The sequence below is a fragment of the Caballeronia sp. LZ016 genome, assembly GCF_031450805.1.
In the GTDB taxonomy this organism is placed as follows: domain Bacteria; phylum Pseudomonadota; class Gammaproteobacteria; order Burkholderiales; family Burkholderiaceae; genus Caballeronia.
In genome coordinates this window covers 1,111,699-1,129,012 of the sequence record NZ_JARTVY010000002.1, presented here as the reverse complement: position 1 = coordinate 1,129,012, position 17,314 = coordinate 1,111,699, and the positions used below count along the sequence as shown (strand labels likewise).

Here is a 17,314-nt window from a genome sequence, read left to right as displayed (position 1 = left end):
TGGCGAACATCTATTGCCTCTCTACGTAAAGGGAATGAAGTGAGCAGAAGTCCTAGCGTGAACGTCCAGACGTTCATCAACGAGCATCCGTTCTCGCCGTTTCAGTGGCTCATCTTCGGGATGTGCTTCGTGATCGTCCTCCTGGATGGCTTCGATACGGCCGCGATCGGCTTTATCGCACCGTCGCTCGTGACGGAATGGCATATCAGCCGGCCCGCGCTCGCGCCGGTGCTGAGCGCGGCGCTATTCGGCCTCGCAGCGGGCGCGCTGCTTTCCGGGCCGCTATCGGATCGGCTCGGTCGCCGGCTGATGCTGCTTTCATCGGTCATTCTCTTCGGCGTCGCGTGCTTTGCGTCGGCCTATTCGGCGGACATCACGCAACTCACGGTGCTGCGCTTCGTCACGGGCCTCGGCCTTGGCGCTGCAATGCCCAACGCGGTCACGATGATGAGTGAGTTTTGCCCCGACAACAGGCGCGCCACGCTCATCAATCTGATGTTCTGCGGCTTTCCTTTGGGCGCGGCTTTCGGCGGCTTCCTCGCGGCATGGATGATCCCGCACTTCGGCTGGCGCAGCGTGCTGTTCCTCGGCGGCGTCGCTCCGCTGGTGCTGTCGGTGCTGTTGCTGCTCGCGCTGCCCGAATCGGTGCGTTACATGGTGGCGAAGGCCAGGCCCGTCGAAAAAATCCGCGCGACGCTTGCACGCATTTCCCAGGATGCGCGCAACGCCGGCTCGTTCTTCATGACCGAAGCCGCACCGACGGTGCAAGGGCAAAGCGGCATGAGCGTCGTGCTGTCGCGTTCGTATATCGTCGGCTCGGTCATGCTCTGGCTCGCCTATTTCATGGGCCTCGTGATCTTCTATGCATCGATCAACTGGATGCCGATTCTCCTCAAGGAATCCGGTCTGAACCCGCAACGCGCGACGCTGATCTCCGCATTGTTTCCGCTCGGCGGCGTGGGCGCGGTGTTGCTCGGCGTGCTGATGGACAAGTTCAATGCGAACCGCATCATCGCGGCCTGCTATGCGTTGACCGCAGTGAGCGTGTATTGCATCGGACAGGCGGCGGGCAATGTCGGCTTGCTGGTGCTGGTCGTCTTCCTTGCGGGCGTGCTCATGAACACGGCGCAATCGTCGATGCCCGCGTTGGCTGCAGCGTTCTACCCGACGCAAGGCCGCGGCACGGGCGTCGCATGGATGCTGGGCATCGGCCGCTTCGGCGGTATCGCGGGATCGTTCCTCGTCGCGGAACTGACGCGCCTGCACTTCACGTTCGGCGGCATTTTCGCTGTGATTGCAGTGGCGGGCCTCATTTCGGCGGTGGCGCTGCTGATCAAGCAGGCGGCGCATCCGCAAGCAAAGACCTCGGGCGATCTCAAGGCCACGGGGCCAGTCGGACACTAAGTTTTTTCAGCCGATGATGTGACGACGCCTCGCGTGGCAAGACCACACGAGGCGTTTTCTTTTTAGCCGTCATCGATTCGTCAGACCGTGGCACGTCCCGTGCTCCTGACCGGAATGCGACGAGCCGCCGTGTGTCATGCGCGCGGCTCAGCATGCAGAACAATGCACGAATCGCATTTGCAACCGCTAACAGGAGTCATTGGACATGAAACGTATCGCTCTCTCGTGCGCTGCTGGCGCATTCGCTCTCGTCTGTGCATCGGCATTCGCACAGGACAACCCGCCGAGTTCCGCTACGGGCCTGCAAGCCGGCGACAATGCGCAAACCACGACGCAAGGCTCGGGCGGCTCGCACAAGTCGACGCATTCGAAGAAGTCGCACAGCGGCAGTCATTCGTCATCGATGAAGACCGGCCCTTCCACCGCGCCTGGCGGCACCGCAACGCCTAGCGGCCCGGGCGCACCGGTCAGCGCGAGCGGCTCCGGTCAGTAAGCCTTGGCGCAGCTGATGTAAAAAGCGGGACGCTTCCAGGCGTCCCGTTCTTTTTCCTGGCGCGTTCATGCAACGTCGCAAGCGTTCATTTCGCAAACAGCGATGCCATGTTCGCAAAGGCCTTGACCTCGACAGCATTGCCCGAGGGGTCGAGAAAGAACATCGTCGCCTGCTCGCCGACTTCGCCCTTGAAGCGAACATGGGGCTCGATGATGAAGCGCGTACCCGCAGCCTTCAGCTTTTCAGCAAGCGCTTCCCACTGAGGAATCGACAGCACGACGCCGAAATGGCGCACCGGAACGGCATCGCCATCGACGGCGCTGGTCGCGCGATGTCCCACTTCGTCAGGCGCGAGATGCGCGACGATCTGATGCCCATAGAAGTTGAAATCGACCCAATCATCCGAACTGCGTCCTTCGGGGCAGCCGAGCAGATCGCCATAGAACTCGCGCGCGGCGGCGAGGCTATGAACCGGAAACGCGAGATGAAACGGCGGCATGACGTCTTGCGGGGTGCTCATGTTATTGATCCTTGTCCTGGCTTGGGAGAAAGAGGGCTCCGATTCTATTGATAAAAAATCGTGCTGAAAAACGATATATTCCGGGAGTCAGCTCAAAGAAAATCGATCAATCGGACATGCTGCGCGAACTCAGGACTTTCATCGCGGTGGCGCGCCACGGCACCTTTGCGGGGGCGGGCGCGCATATCGGTCTGACTCAATCGGCGGTCAGCGCGCAGATGCAGCGGCTGGAAGCGCATCTCGGCTTCGCGCTATTCGATCGCACCGGCCGTTCCGCCACGCTCAACAATGCGGGCCGTCGAACGCTTGAACTTGCCGATGAACTCATTGCGCTCTACGCGCGGCTTGCAGAACCCGAAGGCGACGATGGACGCGGAGGAACGCTCGGCGTGGGCACGATCGCATCGGCGCATGCGGTCCTCTTGCCCGATGCGATCGCCATGTTCCGTCGCACGTTGCCTGCATGGCGCATTCGCATCGTGCCGGGTGTATCGCTCAATCTGCTCGCGCAGGTCGATGCCGGCGAAACGGACATGGCCGTGATCATTCGTCCGCCTTTCTCTTTGCCGTCCGAGTTGCAATGGCGCACGCTCGTTGCGGAGCCATTTGTCCTGCTCGCGCCGAGTGCGTATAAAAAGAAGTCCTGGCGCGAGCTGATCGAAACTCAGTCGTTCATTCGCTATGACCGTCGCTCGTTCGGCGGGCGGCAGGTGGAACTGTTTCTGCGCAAGAAGCGCATCGATGTGCATGATGCAATCGAGGTCGACGAACTGCAGGGGATTGCGCAGCTCGTCGCGCGCGGAATGGGCGTGGCGTTGGCGCCGAAATCCGCAGGCATCGGCGCATGGCCGCGCGGCGTGGTTGCCCTCGATCTCGGCGACGATACGTTCTATCGCGAGATCGGCCTCGTCGAGCGTACGCGGCGCCTTCGCGACGATGCGGCGACGCGCCTCGCCGACTGCATCGTGCAAGCGGCGGCGCAGGGTGCGCGCGCTTCTTCATCGACCGGAAACATACGCAGGACCCGCAAAAAGACCGCCTAGAATGCGATGCAGGCCGGTTCCTATCCGAGGTGAATTGCAATGAACGACGGGCAACTGCGGGGCGTGCGTCTTATCACTGCTATGAGCACCTGGCTCGACGGTATCGACCCCGGTACGCATCGACGCATCAAAGGCTTGCGTCTCGTGACGGCCTACGGTCTCGCGGCGGCCATCGGCGCATTGCATGACGTCACGCGCGAGGTGCCGGCGAGCGTATCGGTCGGCACGCTTGCGGCAACGTTCGCGCTTTGGGCAAGCGTGTCCGAAGCGCGAACGTCGCGCGCGAAATCGAGCCGCGACCTGACGATACTTTGCGCAGCCGCCGCACTCGGTGCGCTGACATTCGCGTTACTTGTCGCGCTGTTTCGCGATCCCGGGGGCGGCGGCGCGGAGTGGATTCTGGTGACGGGCGCGTTCTGCGTGGGCTATTTCAAGCGCTTCGGCATAACAGGTGCGGGCATCGGATCGCAAATCTATATCGGCCAGCTCGTGGCCTTCGCGATGAATCTGGCGCTTACGGATGCCTGGGCCATCGCGCTTGCATTGTTCATCGCGATGATCGCCGCTATCGTGCCGCGCCTTCTTAGTGGACCGGCCGAGCGGCCCGTTGTCTTGCCGGCGCTCGCTTCGGAGACGGCCTACGGCGAACGCGTGATATCGCCTGCCTTCGCAATGGGCCTGCAAGCCGCAAGCGGCGCGCTTGCCGTGGTGCTGCTCAATGCTGCGTTCGGGCTGACGGAATCCGCATGGGCGATCACTGCATGCGTGTATGTGGTCGCGACATCGGCCGTGGGCACGACAGAACGTGTGCGGCGGCGCATCTATGGAACGTTGATCGGCGTGCCCATTGGCCTCGTCTGCTTGCCGCTCGCCGAGCACGCTCCACTCGTCGTCTGGACGATGGCCGCGCTTGCAATGATCGTCTATGCAATGGCCTTGCCGGACCGCTATGACATCGCTTGCGGCGCATTCGCGTTTGCGCTCATCGTGACGCTTGCGGCGAGCGGCGTGCATTCGGTGCCGCTGCTCGCAGCGCGCGCGTGGGAGACGCTGCTCGGCGGCGCCTTAGGACTTATATCCGCGCGGCTCGTATTTCCTCTAAGAACGTTGCATTAGCGTGCTTCGGCCTCAAGGCGCCGCAACGTGCAAAGGACTTCATTCAAGGCCCGCCCGCCCATTCTTATCCACGCTTCTGTGGGGATTTCAACGGGAAAGCACGCACGTAGACTGCGTGCACATTTCGGAAGGTCGCTTGCTGAACCCGTGCAATGAGGCCGATGAAGTGGATCTGCGAAACCCTCAGGAGCACGATCATGACGAGCAAACTCAGTGGCGTTGTCTTTGTTGCAGCTTCGCTTGCCGCGACTTATGCGCTTGCAAGCGGCTATGGTCCCGCACCGCATTACAAGCCCTCGACCGGCGCGCCGGCGTCGCAGCAGGGCATGAACATGCAAACCATTGCCGCCGATGAAGCCGCGCCACAGCGCAATAACGATGAAACCGCGTCGAAAGACAAGCAGGACAGCCCGCTCATTCAGGCGCAGGATTGAGCGGTCGAAAGCTCAAGAGGCATCGGCGCCAGAGTGATGTCATGCGTCGATGCCGATATGTCTTTCCCACGCTTGCCTTCCTCAGCGCCGACCGTTTCGACAGTCTCGCGCGCACGGCCGATTTCGACGGCCGGCATTAAGAGCATCGATATCACGGCGCCGATCGCAATGATCAACATCGACATGAAAGTCAGATGGAGCGCGTGATGCAGCGCAAGGCGAATCTCCGTATTCGTTGCGAAACTGCCCGGCACGGCCGTCAGCAATTGCTTCAATTGATCCGCGCTGACTGACGGCAAGCCGCTCGCGTGCGTCAGCCCGTAGTTTTGCACCGCGCCGAATATAGCGGCGCCGAGCGTATTGCCGAGATTGCGCGCGAACAGGTTCGATGCAGTCGCGCTGCCGCGTTCCGACAGCGTGACGATTTCCTGAATGAGGATCAGGCACGACACGCTCAACACGCCCATGCCGAAGCCCATGACTGCGGAGCCGAGACCAGCCAGAACCGGACTCGCTTGTGGCGTCAGCAAGACGAACGGAATCGCGCCGAGCGGAATGAACACCGTGCCGCCGACAAGCAGACGCCGCAGCCCGATGCGAGTGAACGTGCGCGATGTGAACGTCGCGCCACTCGGCCATCCGACCATCATCATCGTCAGCGTGAGGCCCGCCTCGACCGGCGAGCGATGCATCACGCCTTGCACGTACATCGGCAGGAACGTGGTGAGGCCCATCAACGCCATGCCGGCGAGGAGGGTCGCTGCATTACCGGCTGCAATCGGGCGATGCGCCCAGAGGCCGAACGAGATCATCGGATCGGCGGCGCGTCGCTCCTGCAGCACGAATAGCACGCTGGCGACGATGAACACCGCGACTTCCACGCCGACACGCGCATGATCTGCACTGCCCGCATCGGTAAGCGCCATCATCAGCGAAGCCACGGCCGCCGTGAAAAGACATGCGCCCGCGAGATCGATGGCGGGACGCTCGTGGCGTTGCGCTTCGTGCAGGAACATAACGAAGAGCAAGGCTGCGAGCAGACCGATCGGCACGTTGATCCAGAAGATCCACGCCCACGAGAAGTGACGAATGAGCAGCCCGCCGACCATTGGACCGAGCACGGCGGACACGGCCCAGACGCTGGCGAGATAACCTTGCACCTTGCCGCGCTCTCGCGCCGGATAGAGATCGCCGACGACGGTGAGCGCGACCGGCAGGATCGCGCCCGCACCGACGCCCTGTATGAGACGGAAGACGATCATCGCGGGCATCGACGATGCAAAGCCCGCGAGCACCGAGCCGATCAGAAAAATGGCGATGCCGGCGAGTATTGCGGGCTTGCGGCCATAAAGATCCGCCAGCTTGCCAAAGACGACAGTCAGCGCCGTCTGTGTGAGAAGAAACGACGAGAACACCCAGCTATACAGATTGAGTCCGCCGAGTTGCGTGGCGATCTGCGGCATGGCGGTGGAGACGATGGTCGCTTCGATAGCGACCATCGCCATCGACGCCATGACGGCGGCAATGACGAGAGGGCGAGTGGTTTGCTTGGGCGGCGGCATGTGTCGGTCGATCGAGATGCAGCGGCATTGCGCGAGATTCGCCGCTAAGGGAAGCGTCATGGTATCCCGGCGGGCGAAACGCTGCTTTAGTGTATTGATCGACGAACCCACTCAATCGCGCAGTGCAAGGACATGATCAAATCGCTAAGAAATCAATTGGTCGTCGCGCTCGGCTTGCTCGTCACCGCGATCGGCATCGTGCAGGGCGTGAGTTCATATCACCTGAGCAAGGCCGGCATCAACGCGCTGCTCGATCTGCGCCTCGAACAAGTAGCCGCGCGCATGCGCGACGGCTTTGCGGAAAGCCTTCCGAAGAATCCCGCGCGCGGATCGCAGGATGATCGCGATGTCGTCGTCGTGCTCTGGAAGCCGGGTCGGGATGCGCCGTTTCGCACGACGGATCCATCGCTACGCTTCTCGCCCGACGCGCAGCCGGGTTTCTCCGACGCCACCTTCAACGGCGAAGACTGGCGCATCTTTACGCGTGCAGAACCGACCATGACGATCCAGGTCGCGCAGCGCTCGGCGGTGCGCCGCGCGCTGGCGGAAGAGAACGCCACCCGAACGCTGTGGCCCATTGCCGTGCTGTTGCCGCTGATGTGGATAGCCGTCGTGCTCGTGGTGCAGCGCTCGTTACGCGAACTCAATCGCCTCGGCGGCGAAGTGCGGGGCATCGACGCGGGGCATCTCGCTCCGCTGCCGACCGTCGGCGTGCCTGCCGAAATCGCGCCGTTCATCCGGTCCATCAATACGATGATCGAGCGGCTCGCGAAGTCGATCGAAAGCGAACGCAAATTTATCGCGGACGCCGCGCATGAATTGCGCACGCCGCTTACCGCGCTGCAGCTGCAGGCAGACAATCTCGCGCCGCATATCGCACCCGGCAATCAGGAGCGGTTCCGCGAATTGAGGCGCGGCATTGCGCGCAGCGGCAGTCTCATCGCGCAACTGTTGAGGCTCGCACGCGCGGATGCGCCCTTGAACGACGACGCATTGGCGCGCGTGGATCTTTCTACCGTCATCAAGGACGCCATCGCGGATGTGCTGCCGATTGCGTTTGAGCGCAGCCTCGATGTGGGCGCGGAAGAAGTGGTGAGTACCTACGTGCGCGCAGTCGAAGCGGATGTTTGCATCGCGGTGATGAATCTCTTGTCCAATGCCGTGCGCTATACGCCCGATGGCGGGACCATCGATGTGCGCATGCGTCGCGATGAAGGCAAGGTGTGGGTCGAGGTTGTCGACACGGGTCCGGGCATCGTGGAGGATTTATTGCCGCGGGTATTCGACCGATTTTTCCGCGCGAATGCGGATGTCGAGGGCAGCGGGCTGGGGCTTTCCATCGTCAAGGCCATCGCGCTTCGTTACGGCGGCGAAGTCACTTTGCGCAATCGCGACGACGGGCGGTCGGGCATTGTCGCGGCAATCGCTTTTGCCGTCGATGAAAGCGCCGGCGATTTGCCTAAGCAAAGCAATGCCGCAAGCGCCTGAGCGCCGACTACAATTCATTCGCCACCCGCCGCGATGAGCGCCCACGACCGGTCGTGCTTTTGCATCGCCTCGCGCCTCGACGTTTGCCCACTGCATCATGCAAGGTGCAACATGCGAATTTTTCTGATCGAAGACGACGTGCAGATCGGCACGAGTCTGATGCGCGCGTTGAAAGACGCGGATTACGCAGTCGACTGGGTGCGCGACGGCAACGCGGGCCGCAAGGCGATGGACGCCGCCGAGTACACCGTGGCGCTGCTCGATCTCGGCTTGCCGGGCATGACCGGGATTGAATTGCTGCGACAGGCGCGCACGGCCGGCAACGCAACGCCTGTGCTGATTCTCACGGCACGCGACGATCTCGACACGCGCGTGCAAGGTCTCGACCTCGGCGCGGACGACTATCTGCTCAAGCCCTTCGACATGCCCGAACTGCTCGCGCGAATTCGTGCGGTATTGCGCAGGAAAGCGGGCTACGCAGTCTCGCGTCTGGGCGACGATTCCATCAATCTCAATCTCGACCAGCGAACGCTGACCTGCGGCGAGACATCCGGCGTGTTGTCGGCGCGTGAATTCGCGTTGATGCACGCGTTGATGGAACGCCCCGGCACCATCTTTTCGCGCGATCAGCTCGAAGATCGTCTCTACGGCTGGGGCAAGGAAGTCGAGAGCAACGCGGTGGACGTGCTCATTCATTCCGTGCGCAAGAAATTTGGCGCAGGCGTCATTCGCAACGTGCGCGGTCTTGGCTGGACCGTCATGCTCGGCCAAAGCGGCCGCGACGTCGCCAAATAGCGCGCGTTAAAAGGAAGCCGCATCGTCACGCGATCTCACTGAGCCGCAAAAAAAGGCAGTGTGTAGCTGGGCGCTTCCTGCTCGACATGACGCATGCGGCGCTCCAACTCCGCGATATCGATCGATGAAGCGAAATAGGTGTCTGTCCCGGCGTCGCGGCGACTGCACATGAAATCGCCGAGGGACTTGTAGAGGCGTTGGAACATGATGAACTCCGTTATCTTTGAGCCACTAAGGACACGACGCTCCTCCTAGGCGAGCCTGGAAGCAGTCGTCGATGCAAGGCAGCTTAGGCTTCACGAATTAGCCGTTAATGAGGCAGACGAAAGCGTTCGTCAGCGCACGATGTCGTTTTATCGGAGCACTGCCGCGGCGCACCATCACGTGCTATCTTGTTTCAATACGGAACGTAAGCGCGTGCTTCAGCGCCTCTCGTCGAAACGTCTTTCGTGAACTGCCGCCATGAACGATGTCCCTCGTACTCTTAGTGCCCGCGATCGCGTCGAACTGCTTTGCTGGCTCACGTGCGGCAGCCTGGGCGCGTTTTATCTGAATGGCGACTGGCCGGCGGCGTCATTCCACGTGCAGGCGGCTCATAAGTGGCTCGACCGGCATCAGCGGTTCGCGGACTGGCTGACCGTCGCGAAACTTGCGGCCATTGCCCGCGATCTTGCGACGCGTCATTGCGCGATGCTCGAAGCCGACTGGGCGCGCGACGCCGTCGAAGAAATCCTCGATAGCGAAGACCTCAACTATCAGTCGGACGTCGTGAGGCAGGTCTTCGACGACTGCCGCCGCGCGCTCGCGGAAAAGCGCACGCCGGAATAGGCCCAATCGACGCACTGGCGAAAATCACTGTATGAATGTACAGTAGGCCATTTTCTGTCCGGCCTTTCAGCCTTTGAGTCTTCTCGCCGTCGATGAACGCTACGCATGATCCGGTCAAGCGCATTGCGCATCTCGACATGGACGCGTTCTTTGCGTCCGTGGAGTTGCTTCGCTACCCGGAGTTGCGCGGGCAGCCGGTCGTCGTGGGCGGCGGTCGCAATGCAATGCCGGAAACGCTTCCGGACGGCACGCGCCGCTTCGCGCGGCTGCGCGATTACGCGGGCCGCGGCGTCGTAACCACATCGACTTACGAGGCGCGAAACTTCGGCGTGTTCTCCGCAATGGGCATGATGAAGGCGGCGCAACTCGCGCCGGACGCCATTCTGCTGCCAACGGATTTTGAGTCGTATCGTCACTATTCGCGCCTGTTCAAAGCGGCAATCGCGAGCTTTACGACGCAAATAGAGAATCGCGGTATCGACGAGATTTATATCGACGTAAGCGATCTTCCGGGAGATTCCGCCGATATCGGCAAGCGCATGAAGAATGCGGTGTTCGATGCGACCGGACTGACGTGCTCCATCTGCATCGCGCCGAACAAGCTGCTTGCAAAGATCGGCTCGGAGCTCGACAAGCCCGATGGCCTCACCATCCTCACGATGGAAGACCTGCCTACGCGCATCTGGCCGCTCGCTGCGCGCAAGGTGAATGGCATCGGCCCGAAGGCGAACGAAAAACTCGCGGCGCTCGGTCTGCTGACCGTGGGCGATATCGCCGCCGCTGATCCCGGCTTGCTTCAGACGCATTTCGGCCCCACGTACGCGGCGTGGCTTGCGCGGATCGCTCAGGGACAGGACGATCGGCCTGTCGTGGTCAGTTCCACGCCGAAGTCGATGAGTCGGGAAACCACCTTTGAGCGCGACCTGCATCCGAAGCACGACCGCGCGACCTTGTCGGCCAAGTTCACCGACCTGTGCAAGCGCGTCGCCGAAGATTTGCAGCGCAAGGGCTACGTGGGCCGCACGGTCGGCATCAAGCTGCGCTTCGACGACTTCCGCACCGTCACGCGCGATCTGACGATTCCCATCGCAACCGCCGATGCCGCGGAAATTCGCCGTGCGGCGACGGAATGCCTCAAGCGCATTCCGCTAGAGAAACGACTGCGCTTGCTTGGCGTGCGAATGAGTGCGCTAAGCGTGCCTGGAGAAGGGAGTGTGTTCATCGCGCCGGTGCAGGTCGAATTGCCTTTCGATACGGCCGACGAGTGAATAAGTCTTTAGCGCGCCGGCGAATAAGGAAATCGCGTATCGTTGTTTGCTCATGCGATGCGCGCGGCGTAGATTGGTCGTCTATTCGCCGTTTAGAAAGCAACCGTGACGACTCTCTCTCCGACTCGCGAGGCTTCCGAAGAAGCCGTCGATCAAGGCATTACCATTCGTCCGTTCGAAGGACCGCTAGGCGCGGAAGTCATCGGTCTCGATCTGGCAAGGCCGCTTTCGCAAGCGGATCTCACACGCATTCATCGCGCGCATCTGGACCATCACGTGATCGTGTTTCGCGACCAGCGCATCACGCCTGAGCAGCAAGTCGCATTCAGCAAGCGCTTCGGTCCGTTGCAGAAGCACGTGCTGCATCAGTTCGCGCTGAGCGGGCATCCCGAAGTGCTGATCGTGTCGAACATCGTCGAAAACGGCAAGCCGATCGGCCTCGGCGATGCAGGCCATTTCTGGCATTCGGACCTTTCATACAAGGAGAAGCCGAGCCTCGGCTCGATGCTGCATGCCCAGGAATTGCCGGCGACGGGCGGCGATACGCTCTTCGCCAATCAGCATCTCGCGTGGGACACGCTGCCCGCGCATCTGAGGCAAGCGGTCGAGGGGCGCACGGCAGAACATACGTATCTCGCCAAATATGCGGAGCTGCAAAAGCGCAGTCCGTGGCGGCCGAATCTCACTACCGAACAGATCGCCGAAGTGAAGCCTGTCGTGCAACCCATCGTGCGCACGCATCCCGAGACCGGGCGCAAGGCGCTCTTCGTCAGCGAGCACTTCACGACGCGCATCATCGGCATGCCGGAGGATGAAAGCCGCGCGCTGCTCGATGAAATCTTCGCGCATAGCGTGCAGCCTGCCTTCGTCTATCGTCACGCCTGGCGCGAGCATGACATGGTGTTCTGGGACAACCGCTCGGTCATGCATCTCGCGGCGGGCACGCCGGACGATCAGCGCCGCAAGCTGTATCGCACGACGATCGAAGGCGACACGCCTTTCTGACATCACACCGAATAGTCCATAAAACACGGGGTTTTCGATGCATTCTCGACAAGGGAAGGGCGCATGGCGCGCGCTCGCCGCCGCACTGGCGCTGTCGATCGGAGGAGGCGCGTCCAACGCCTATGCCGAAGGGACGTTGCGCATAGCCGAACAATATGGCGTGGTGTATCTGCTGCTCAATGTGGCGCGCGACCAGAAGTTCATCGAGCAGGAAGGCAAGAAGCAGGGCATCGATATCAAGGTCGACTGGGCGAAGCTTTCGGGCGGCGCGAGCATCAACGATGCGCTGCTTTCCGGTTCCATCGATATCGCCGCTGCAGGCGTCGGACCTTTGCTGACCATCTGGGATCGCACGCATGGCCGGCAAAACGTGAAGGGCGTTGCATCGCTCGGCAATCTGCCGTACTACCTCGTGTCGAACGATCCGCGCGTGAAGACCATCGCCGATTTCACGGAAAAAGACCGCATCGCGGTGCCGGCGGTAGGGGTATCGGTGCAATCGCGGGTGCTGCAATATGCAGCCGCCAAGCAATGGGGCGACAAGCAATACGATCGCCTCGACAAGCTCACGCAAGCGGTGCCGCATCCGGATGCGGCGGCGGCGATCATCGCGGGCGGCACGGAAATCAACGCGCACTTCGGTAATCCGCCGTTCCAGCAGCAAGAACTGGCGGGCAATCCCAAGGCGCATATCGTGTTGAACTCATACGACGTGCTCGGCGGCCCCAGTTCGGCGACCGTGCTCTACGCAACCGAAAAATTCCGCAACGCGAATCCGAAGACGTATCGCGCTTTCGTCGATGGCCTCGCCGACGCCGCGCGCTTCGTCACGCAACATCCGGAAGAAGCCGCTGACATTTACTTGCGTGTCAATCAGGCGAAGATCGACCGCGGTCTGCTGGTGAAGGTCATCAAGGACCCGGCGGTTCAGTTCAAGGTCGCGCCTCAGAACACGTTCGCCCTTGCGCAGTTCATGCACCGCGTCGGTGTCATCAAGAACGAACCGAAGTCATGGCAAGACTATTTCTTCAGCGATCCCGCCACCAAGGACGGAAGCTGAAATTCATCCGCTTATCGACGATGCTGCATTGGATATGCGCAATGATTGTTTAGCGCGCGAAGCGCACGCCGGTATCTTGGTGGTTTGCTTATAAGCGTTGCAATGATGGCTGCAAATCCCCATTTGCTGTATCCGGTCGAAGGCGGTCGAGCCGCTGCAACGAGCGGAAAACTGCTGTCCGCGCGTAACGTGACACTCGAATACCGCACGCCGGAGCGTCTCGTGCGCGCGACGCACGACGTGAGCTTCGACGTCTACGGCGCGGACCGTTTCGTATTGCTCGGCCCGTCGGGTTGCGGCAAGTCGACCTTGCTCAAGGCGGTTGCGGGCTTCATCGAGCCGGTGACGGGAAGCATCGAGATCGATGGCGAACGCGTGACAGGACCGGGCGCGGATCGCATCGTCGTGTTTCAGGAATTCGATCAACTGCCGCCGTGGAAGACGGTGCTGCAGAATGTCGCGTTTCCCTTGCGCGTGGCTCGCAAGCTGAGCCGCGCCGAAGCACGCGAACGCGCGCTTCACTTCCTCGACAAGGTCGGACTCGCGCGGTTCGCCGATGCTTATCCGCACACCTTGTCGGGCGGCATGAAACAGCGCGTCGCCATTGCGCGTGCGCTCGCGATGCAGCCACGCGTCCTGCTGATGGACGAGCCGTTCGCCGCACTCGATGCGCTGACGCGCCGCCGCATGCAGGAGGAGCTGCTGCGCCTGTGGAGCGATGAGCGCTTCACGCTGCTGTTCGTGACGCATTCGATCGAAGAGGCGCTCATCGTCGGCAATCGTATTCTGCTTCTCACTCCGCATCCGGGACGCGTGCGTGCCGAGCTGAACAGTCATCAGTATTCGCAGGAAAGCGTGGGGCGTGGCGAGTTTCAGCAAAGCGTCGCGCGCATTCATCGCCTTCTGTTCGAAGAGGAGGCCACGCGATGAGCACGCCGCAATTCATGGAGCCGCCCGTTCGGCCCGAGTTCGAAGCCGTTCCGTCAGCGCCCGCTCAGACGCCACATGAAGCGCCGCTGCCGCTTGCCACGCGCCTCACCGATCGCGCATGGCTGCGCAAGACGCTGATCGCGCTGGTATTGATCGGCATATGGGAAATCGCAGCGCGCTTCGTCGATAACGATCTGCTGTTGCCGACCTTCAGCGCGACATGCGCGGCCTTCGTGCAGGGCGTTCTCTCCGGCGAACTGATCGAGAAGGTCGCGATATCGATGTCGGTGCTGCTGCGCGGCTATTTTCTCGGCGCGGCGCTCGCGTTCGTGCTGACATCGCTTGCGGTTTCAACGCGCATCGGCCGCGACATTCTTTCGATGCTCACCGCGATGTTCAATCCCTTGCCGTCGATCGCGCTATTGCCGCTCGCCTTGCTTTGGTTCGGGCTGGGCACGGGCAGCCTGCTGTTCGTGCTCGTGCATTCGGTGTTGTGGCCGCTCGCGCTCAATACCTATGCGGGCTTTCAGGCGGTCCCTTCCACCTTGCGCATGACGGGGCGCAACTACGGGCTCACCGGACTACGGCATGTCGTGCTCATTCTCGTGCCGGCTGCATTGCCTTCCATTCTCGCCGGTTTGCGCGTGGGCTGGGCGTTCGCGTGGCGCACGCTGATCGCGGCGGAACTCGTGTTCGGCGCGAGCTCGGGCAAGGGCGGTCTCGGCTGGTACATCTTCCAGAATCGCAACGAGCTATATACGGATCGCGTGTTCGCGGGACTGGCCGCGGTCATCGTGATCGGGCTCGCGGTGGAGCATCTCGTATTCGATACGGTCGAGCGCGTCACGGTTCGGCGTTGGGGCGTTCACTCGTAAGTTCAGCGGTGCGACGATACCTGCGGCACGCATCGTGCGTCGCGCGTAGGATCGTCAAACACGCCATCGACCGATGGACACCGCCGAATGAAGATCGCGACCTTCAACATCAATGGCATTCGCTCGCGTCTCGATGCGTTGCTGACATGGCTCGAGCGAGAAGCGCCGGAAGTCGTGTGCCTGCAGGAACTGAAAGCAACCGATGCGCAATTTCCCGCTGCGGCCATTGAAAAAGCGGGCTATGGCGCGCTTTGGCATGGGCAGGCGTCGTGGAATGGCGTCGCCATTCTGGCGAAGGACACGCAACCGATTCTGAGCCGGCGCGGCCTGCCGGGCTTCGAGGACGATACGCACAGCCGCTATATCGAAGCGGCCGTGCATGGCATCCTCATCGGCTGTCTTTATCTTCCTAACGGCAATCCGCAGCCCGGCCCCAAGTTCGATTACAAGCTCGACTGGTTCCAGCGATTCAACGCGCATGCAGCGTCGTTGTTCGAAAGCGGACATCCTGTCGTCCTCGCCGGTGATTACAACGTCGTGCCGACCGACGACGACATCTACAACACGCGCTCATGGAAGAAAGACGCGCTATTGCAGCCGGAAAGCCGCGCCGCATATGCAGAACTTCTCGCGCAAGGGTGGACCGATGCCTTGCGCGAGAAGCATCCTGACGAGCGCATCTATACGTTCTGGGATTATTTCCGTCAGCACTGGCAGACGAATTCGGGGCTTCGCATCGATCACATTCTGCTGAGCAAAGACCTCGCTCCGAAGCTCCAGGATGCGGGTGTCGACAAATGGGTGCGCGGCGAACCGCACGCGAGCGATCATGCGCCCGCGTGGGTCGTGTTGAAGGAATCGCGCAGCAGAAAGAAGGCTTCTGCTTAGCTTTGACGTCTCGACGATGCGCGCGATGCCTTGGCGATCGGCGTTTCGACGGTTTCGCCCAATTGCTGGGGCGCGTTCGCTATCTCGCTGGCAATGTCGCCGCTTGCATCGAGAATGACGCCGCTCGTCTCCTGAGCCGCTTGCGTTGCTTCGCTTGCGGTTTCGGCGAGATTCGTAATGACCACGCCGGTTTCCTGAGCCGCGGATTGGGCGGTTTCCTGCGCTTCGTTCGTGGCCGTATCGAACAGGCCCTTCAGCGTGATCCCGTTGCGCTCGTATTGATTGCGCACTTCGCCGAGAATGTCCGCCTCTGTCGACGTGATGATGGACCACACGTTCTGTCCATACGAAGCCGCCTTGAGCGGAATCTGCGCGAACAGCGCGGATTGCCAGCCGAGCACGCTCGAGCCCGCGTCTTCGCCGGGCTTCAGCAGGTTATTGCTTTCCTCGATCACCGTGCGGACCGTTTGAACGTTGAGTTCGGTCAGTTCCTGCAAGCCGCTCGCAAAGCGGCCGCTTGCATTGAGAAACGCCTGCAGATTGGCGCGTGCGATCGAAGGAATTTGATAAGCGATATTGCCGGGATACTGAAACATTGACCGCTCCTCTCAGGTATGGAATAAAAATCGGTAAATGGAGCGCGCCGCGCGGCGCATGGCTCATCGAATACGAGTTGGTTCTGACGAAGCGCACCGGCAGCGGTTCCCATCCGGGGACTGAATTTTTAAAGCACGGTCGTCAGTCGGGGTCGTGAACTTCTTGCTTCTCGCGCGTTTTGATGAACGCCAGAAATTGCATCACCTGCGTGCGTCCGCCCTTGCGCCAGACATCGACATGATCGGCGCCTTCTATGAACGCGAGATGTTTGTCGCCTCGGGCGGCATCGAAAAGACGCTGGAAATGCACGGGTGGAATCACGAAATCCCGCGTGCCGCCATAGATCAAGATCGGCGCGTGAATCGATCCGATCTTGGCGAGATTGTCGTAGCGGTCGCGGGCCAGATATCGCACGGGAAAGAGTCTGAAGCGTGCAGCGGCGACATCGACGATGCTCGTGAACGGTGCTTCGAGTATCAGCGCATCGATGCGGCGCTCGCTTGCCAGCTGCACCGCTACGCCCGAGCCCAAAGAATAACCGTGCAGCACGATCGAGCGCGAACGCGCGGCGGCATAGGCGTAAGCGGCGCGCGCATCGGCATACAGGCCGGCTTCGTGCGGCTTGCCGGGATTGCCGCCATAGCCGCGATATTCCGCAAGCAACACGCCATAACCGGCTTCGATCAATTCCAGCGCGATATGCGCGCGCTGCGTCAGGTCTTCACCGTTGCCATGAAAAAGCAGCACCGTCGGCGATACCGCATCCGGTGGCGGGCTGAAGCGCGCGATCAGATCCAGACCGTCCTCGGTTCTTACGATGATCGGTTGCGTGTGAGCGTCGAGCGTCGCGTCGACGACCGTTTGCGTCTGCTCCAACGGATAGACGAGCCGGCCTTGCAGCCAGTAAAGCGCCGCCAGTGCGGCGAGATACGCCAGCACGATGGCGGCAAGCAGAATCCCCAGCAATTGCATCATCGAGCGCGGCCGATTACGTGGCGATAGCCGCAT

Annotated in this window: 19 protein-coding genes; 14 read left to right on the top strand and 5 right to left on the bottom strand. The window is 61.4% G+C overall.

What is annotated here, in order from left to right:
- Positions 1-39 precede the first annotated feature (39 nt).
- Together P9220_RS18780 and P9220_RS18775 are read left to right on the top strand one after the other, a co-directional pair.
- Positions 40-1,404, top strand: a complete 1,365-nt coding sequence (locus P9220_RS18780) for an MFS transporter (RefSeq protein WP_309766657.1) — start codon at positions 40-42, stop codon at positions 1,402-1,404.
- A 205-nt stretch (positions 1,405-1,609) separates the two neighbouring features.
- The gene (locus P9220_RS18775; RefSeq protein WP_309766656.1) at positions 1,610-1,897 is read left to right on the top strand and encodes a hypothetical protein; all 288 of its coding nucleotides are present in this window, start codon (positions 1,610-1,612) and stop codon (positions 1,895-1,897) included.
- An 85-nt stretch (positions 1,898-1,982) separates the two neighbouring features.
- Here P9220_RS18775 and P9220_RS18770 read toward each other — a convergent pair whose 3' ends face one another.
- Positions 1,983-2,417, bottom strand: a complete 435-nt coding sequence (locus tag P9220_RS18770) for a VOC family protein (RefSeq protein ID WP_309766655.1) — start codon at positions 2,415-2,417, stop codon at positions 1,983-1,985.
- A 116-nt stretch (positions 2,418-2,533) separates the two neighbouring features.
- Here P9220_RS18770 and P9220_RS18765 point away from each other — a divergent pair, with 116 nt between their 5' ends.
- From P9220_RS18765 to P9220_RS18755, 3 genes are all read left to right on the top strand, one after another.
- The gene (locus tag P9220_RS18765) at positions 2,534-3,460 is read left to right on the top strand and encodes a LysR family transcriptional regulator (RefSeq protein ID WP_309766654.1); all 927 of its coding nucleotides are present in this window, start codon (positions 2,534-2,536) and stop codon (positions 3,458-3,460) included.
- 39 nt (positions 3,461-3,499) lie between these two features.
- Positions 3,500-4,576: an FUSC family protein gene (locus P9220_RS18760; protein ID WP_309766653.1), complete on the top strand. Its 1,077-nt coding sequence runs from the start codon at positions 3,500-3,502 to the stop codon at positions 4,574-4,576.
- A gap of 197 nt (positions 4,577-4,773) precedes the next feature.
- On the top strand, positions 4,774-5,010 hold the full coding sequence (locus P9220_RS18755) for a hypothetical protein (RefSeq protein WP_309766652.1): 237 nt from the start codon (positions 4,774-4,776) through the stop codon (positions 5,008-5,010).
- On the opposite strand, the gene P9220_RS18750 is transcribed toward P9220_RS18755, so the two are convergent.
- Complete coding sequence (locus P9220_RS18750) at positions 4,995-6,572, bottom strand: MDR family MFS transporter (protein ID WP_309766835.1); 1,578 nt, start codon at positions 6,570-6,572, stop codon at positions 4,995-4,997. The two genes, P9220_RS18755 and P9220_RS18750, sit on opposite strands and share 16 nt — an antisense overlap.
- A 132-nt stretch (positions 6,573-6,704) precedes the next feature.
- On the opposite strand from P9220_RS18750, the gene P9220_RS18745 reads away from it, so the two are divergent.
- Positions 6,705-8,060, top strand: a complete 1,356-nt coding sequence (locus P9220_RS18745; protein WP_309766651.1) for an ATP-binding protein — start codon at positions 6,705-6,707, stop codon at positions 8,058-8,060.
- Positions 8,061-8,171: 111 nt separating this feature from the next.
- Entirely contained in the window at positions 8,172-8,855 is a 684-nt protein-coding gene (locus P9220_RS18740; protein WP_309766650.1) for a response regulator transcription factor, read from the top strand.
- Between the two features lie 35 nt (positions 8,856-8,890).
- On the opposite strand, the gene P9220_RS18735 is transcribed toward P9220_RS18740, so the two are convergent.
- Positions 8,891-9,061, bottom strand: coding sequence for a DUF3563 family protein (locus tag P9220_RS18735; protein ID WP_309766648.1), 171 nt, complete (start codon positions 9,059-9,061; stop codon positions 8,891-8,893).
- 256 nt (positions 9,062-9,317) lie between these two features.
- Here P9220_RS18735 and P9220_RS18730 point away from each other — a divergent pair, with 256 nt between their 5' ends.
- The 7 genes from P9220_RS18730 to P9220_RS18700 all read left to right on the top strand — a co-directional run bounded on the left by P9220_RS18730 (position 9,318) and on the right by P9220_RS18700 (position 15,709).
- On the top strand, positions 9,318-9,683 hold the full coding sequence (locus tag P9220_RS18730; protein ID WP_309766647.1) for a hypothetical protein: 366 nt from the start codon (positions 9,318-9,320) through the stop codon (positions 9,681-9,683).
- Positions 9,684-9,775: 92 nt separating this feature from the next.
- Positions 9,776-10,951, top strand: coding sequence for a DNA polymerase IV (gene dinB / locus P9220_RS18725; protein WP_309766646.1), 1,176 nt, complete (start codon positions 9,776-9,778; stop codon positions 10,949-10,951).
- 105 nt (positions 10,952-11,056) lie between these two features.
- The gene (locus P9220_RS18720; RefSeq protein WP_309766645.1) at positions 11,057-11,956 is read left to right on the top strand and encodes a TauD/TfdA family dioxygenase; all 900 of its coding nucleotides are present in this window, start codon (positions 11,057-11,059) and stop codon (positions 11,954-11,956) included.
- A gap of 37 nt (positions 11,957-11,993) precedes the next feature.
- Positions 11,994-13,016 carry an ABC transporter substrate-binding protein gene (locus P9220_RS18715; RefSeq protein WP_309766643.1) on the top strand — a complete coding sequence of 341 codons (1,023 nt, stop codon included), beginning with the start codon at positions 11,994-11,996 and terminating at the stop codon, positions 13,014-13,016.
- 105 nt (positions 13,017-13,121) lie between these two features.
- Positions 13,122-13,946 carry an ABC transporter ATP-binding protein gene (locus P9220_RS18710; RefSeq protein WP_309766834.1) on the top strand — a complete coding sequence of 275 codons (825 nt, stop codon included), beginning with the start codon at positions 13,122-13,124 and terminating at the stop codon, positions 13,944-13,946.
- On the top strand, positions 13,943-14,821 hold the full coding sequence (locus P9220_RS18705) for an ABC transporter permease (protein ID WP_309766641.1): 879 nt from the start codon (positions 13,943-13,945) through the stop codon (positions 14,819-14,821). The genes P9220_RS18710 and P9220_RS18705 overlap by 4 nt, the downstream gene beginning before the upstream one ends.
- An 87-nt stretch (positions 14,822-14,908) precedes the next feature.
- Positions 14,909-15,709, top strand: a complete 801-nt coding sequence (locus tag P9220_RS18700; RefSeq protein WP_309766640.1) for an exodeoxyribonuclease III — start codon at positions 14,909-14,911, stop codon at positions 15,707-15,709.
- Here P9220_RS18700 and P9220_RS18695 read toward each other — a convergent pair.
- Both P9220_RS18695 and P9220_RS18690 read right to left on the bottom strand, forming a co-directional pair.
- Positions 15,706-16,305, bottom strand: a complete 600-nt coding sequence (locus P9220_RS18695) for a phasin family protein (protein ID WP_309766639.1) — start codon at positions 16,303-16,305, stop codon at positions 15,706-15,708. The two genes, P9220_RS18700 and P9220_RS18695, sit on opposite strands and share 4 nt — an antisense overlap.
- A gap of 142 nt (positions 16,306-16,447) precedes the next feature.
- Positions 16,448-17,281, bottom strand: a complete 834-nt coding sequence (locus tag P9220_RS18690; protein ID WP_309766638.1) for an alpha/beta hydrolase — start codon at positions 17,279-17,281, stop codon at positions 16,448-16,450.
- Between the last annotated feature and the right edge of the window lie 33 nt (positions 17,282-17,314).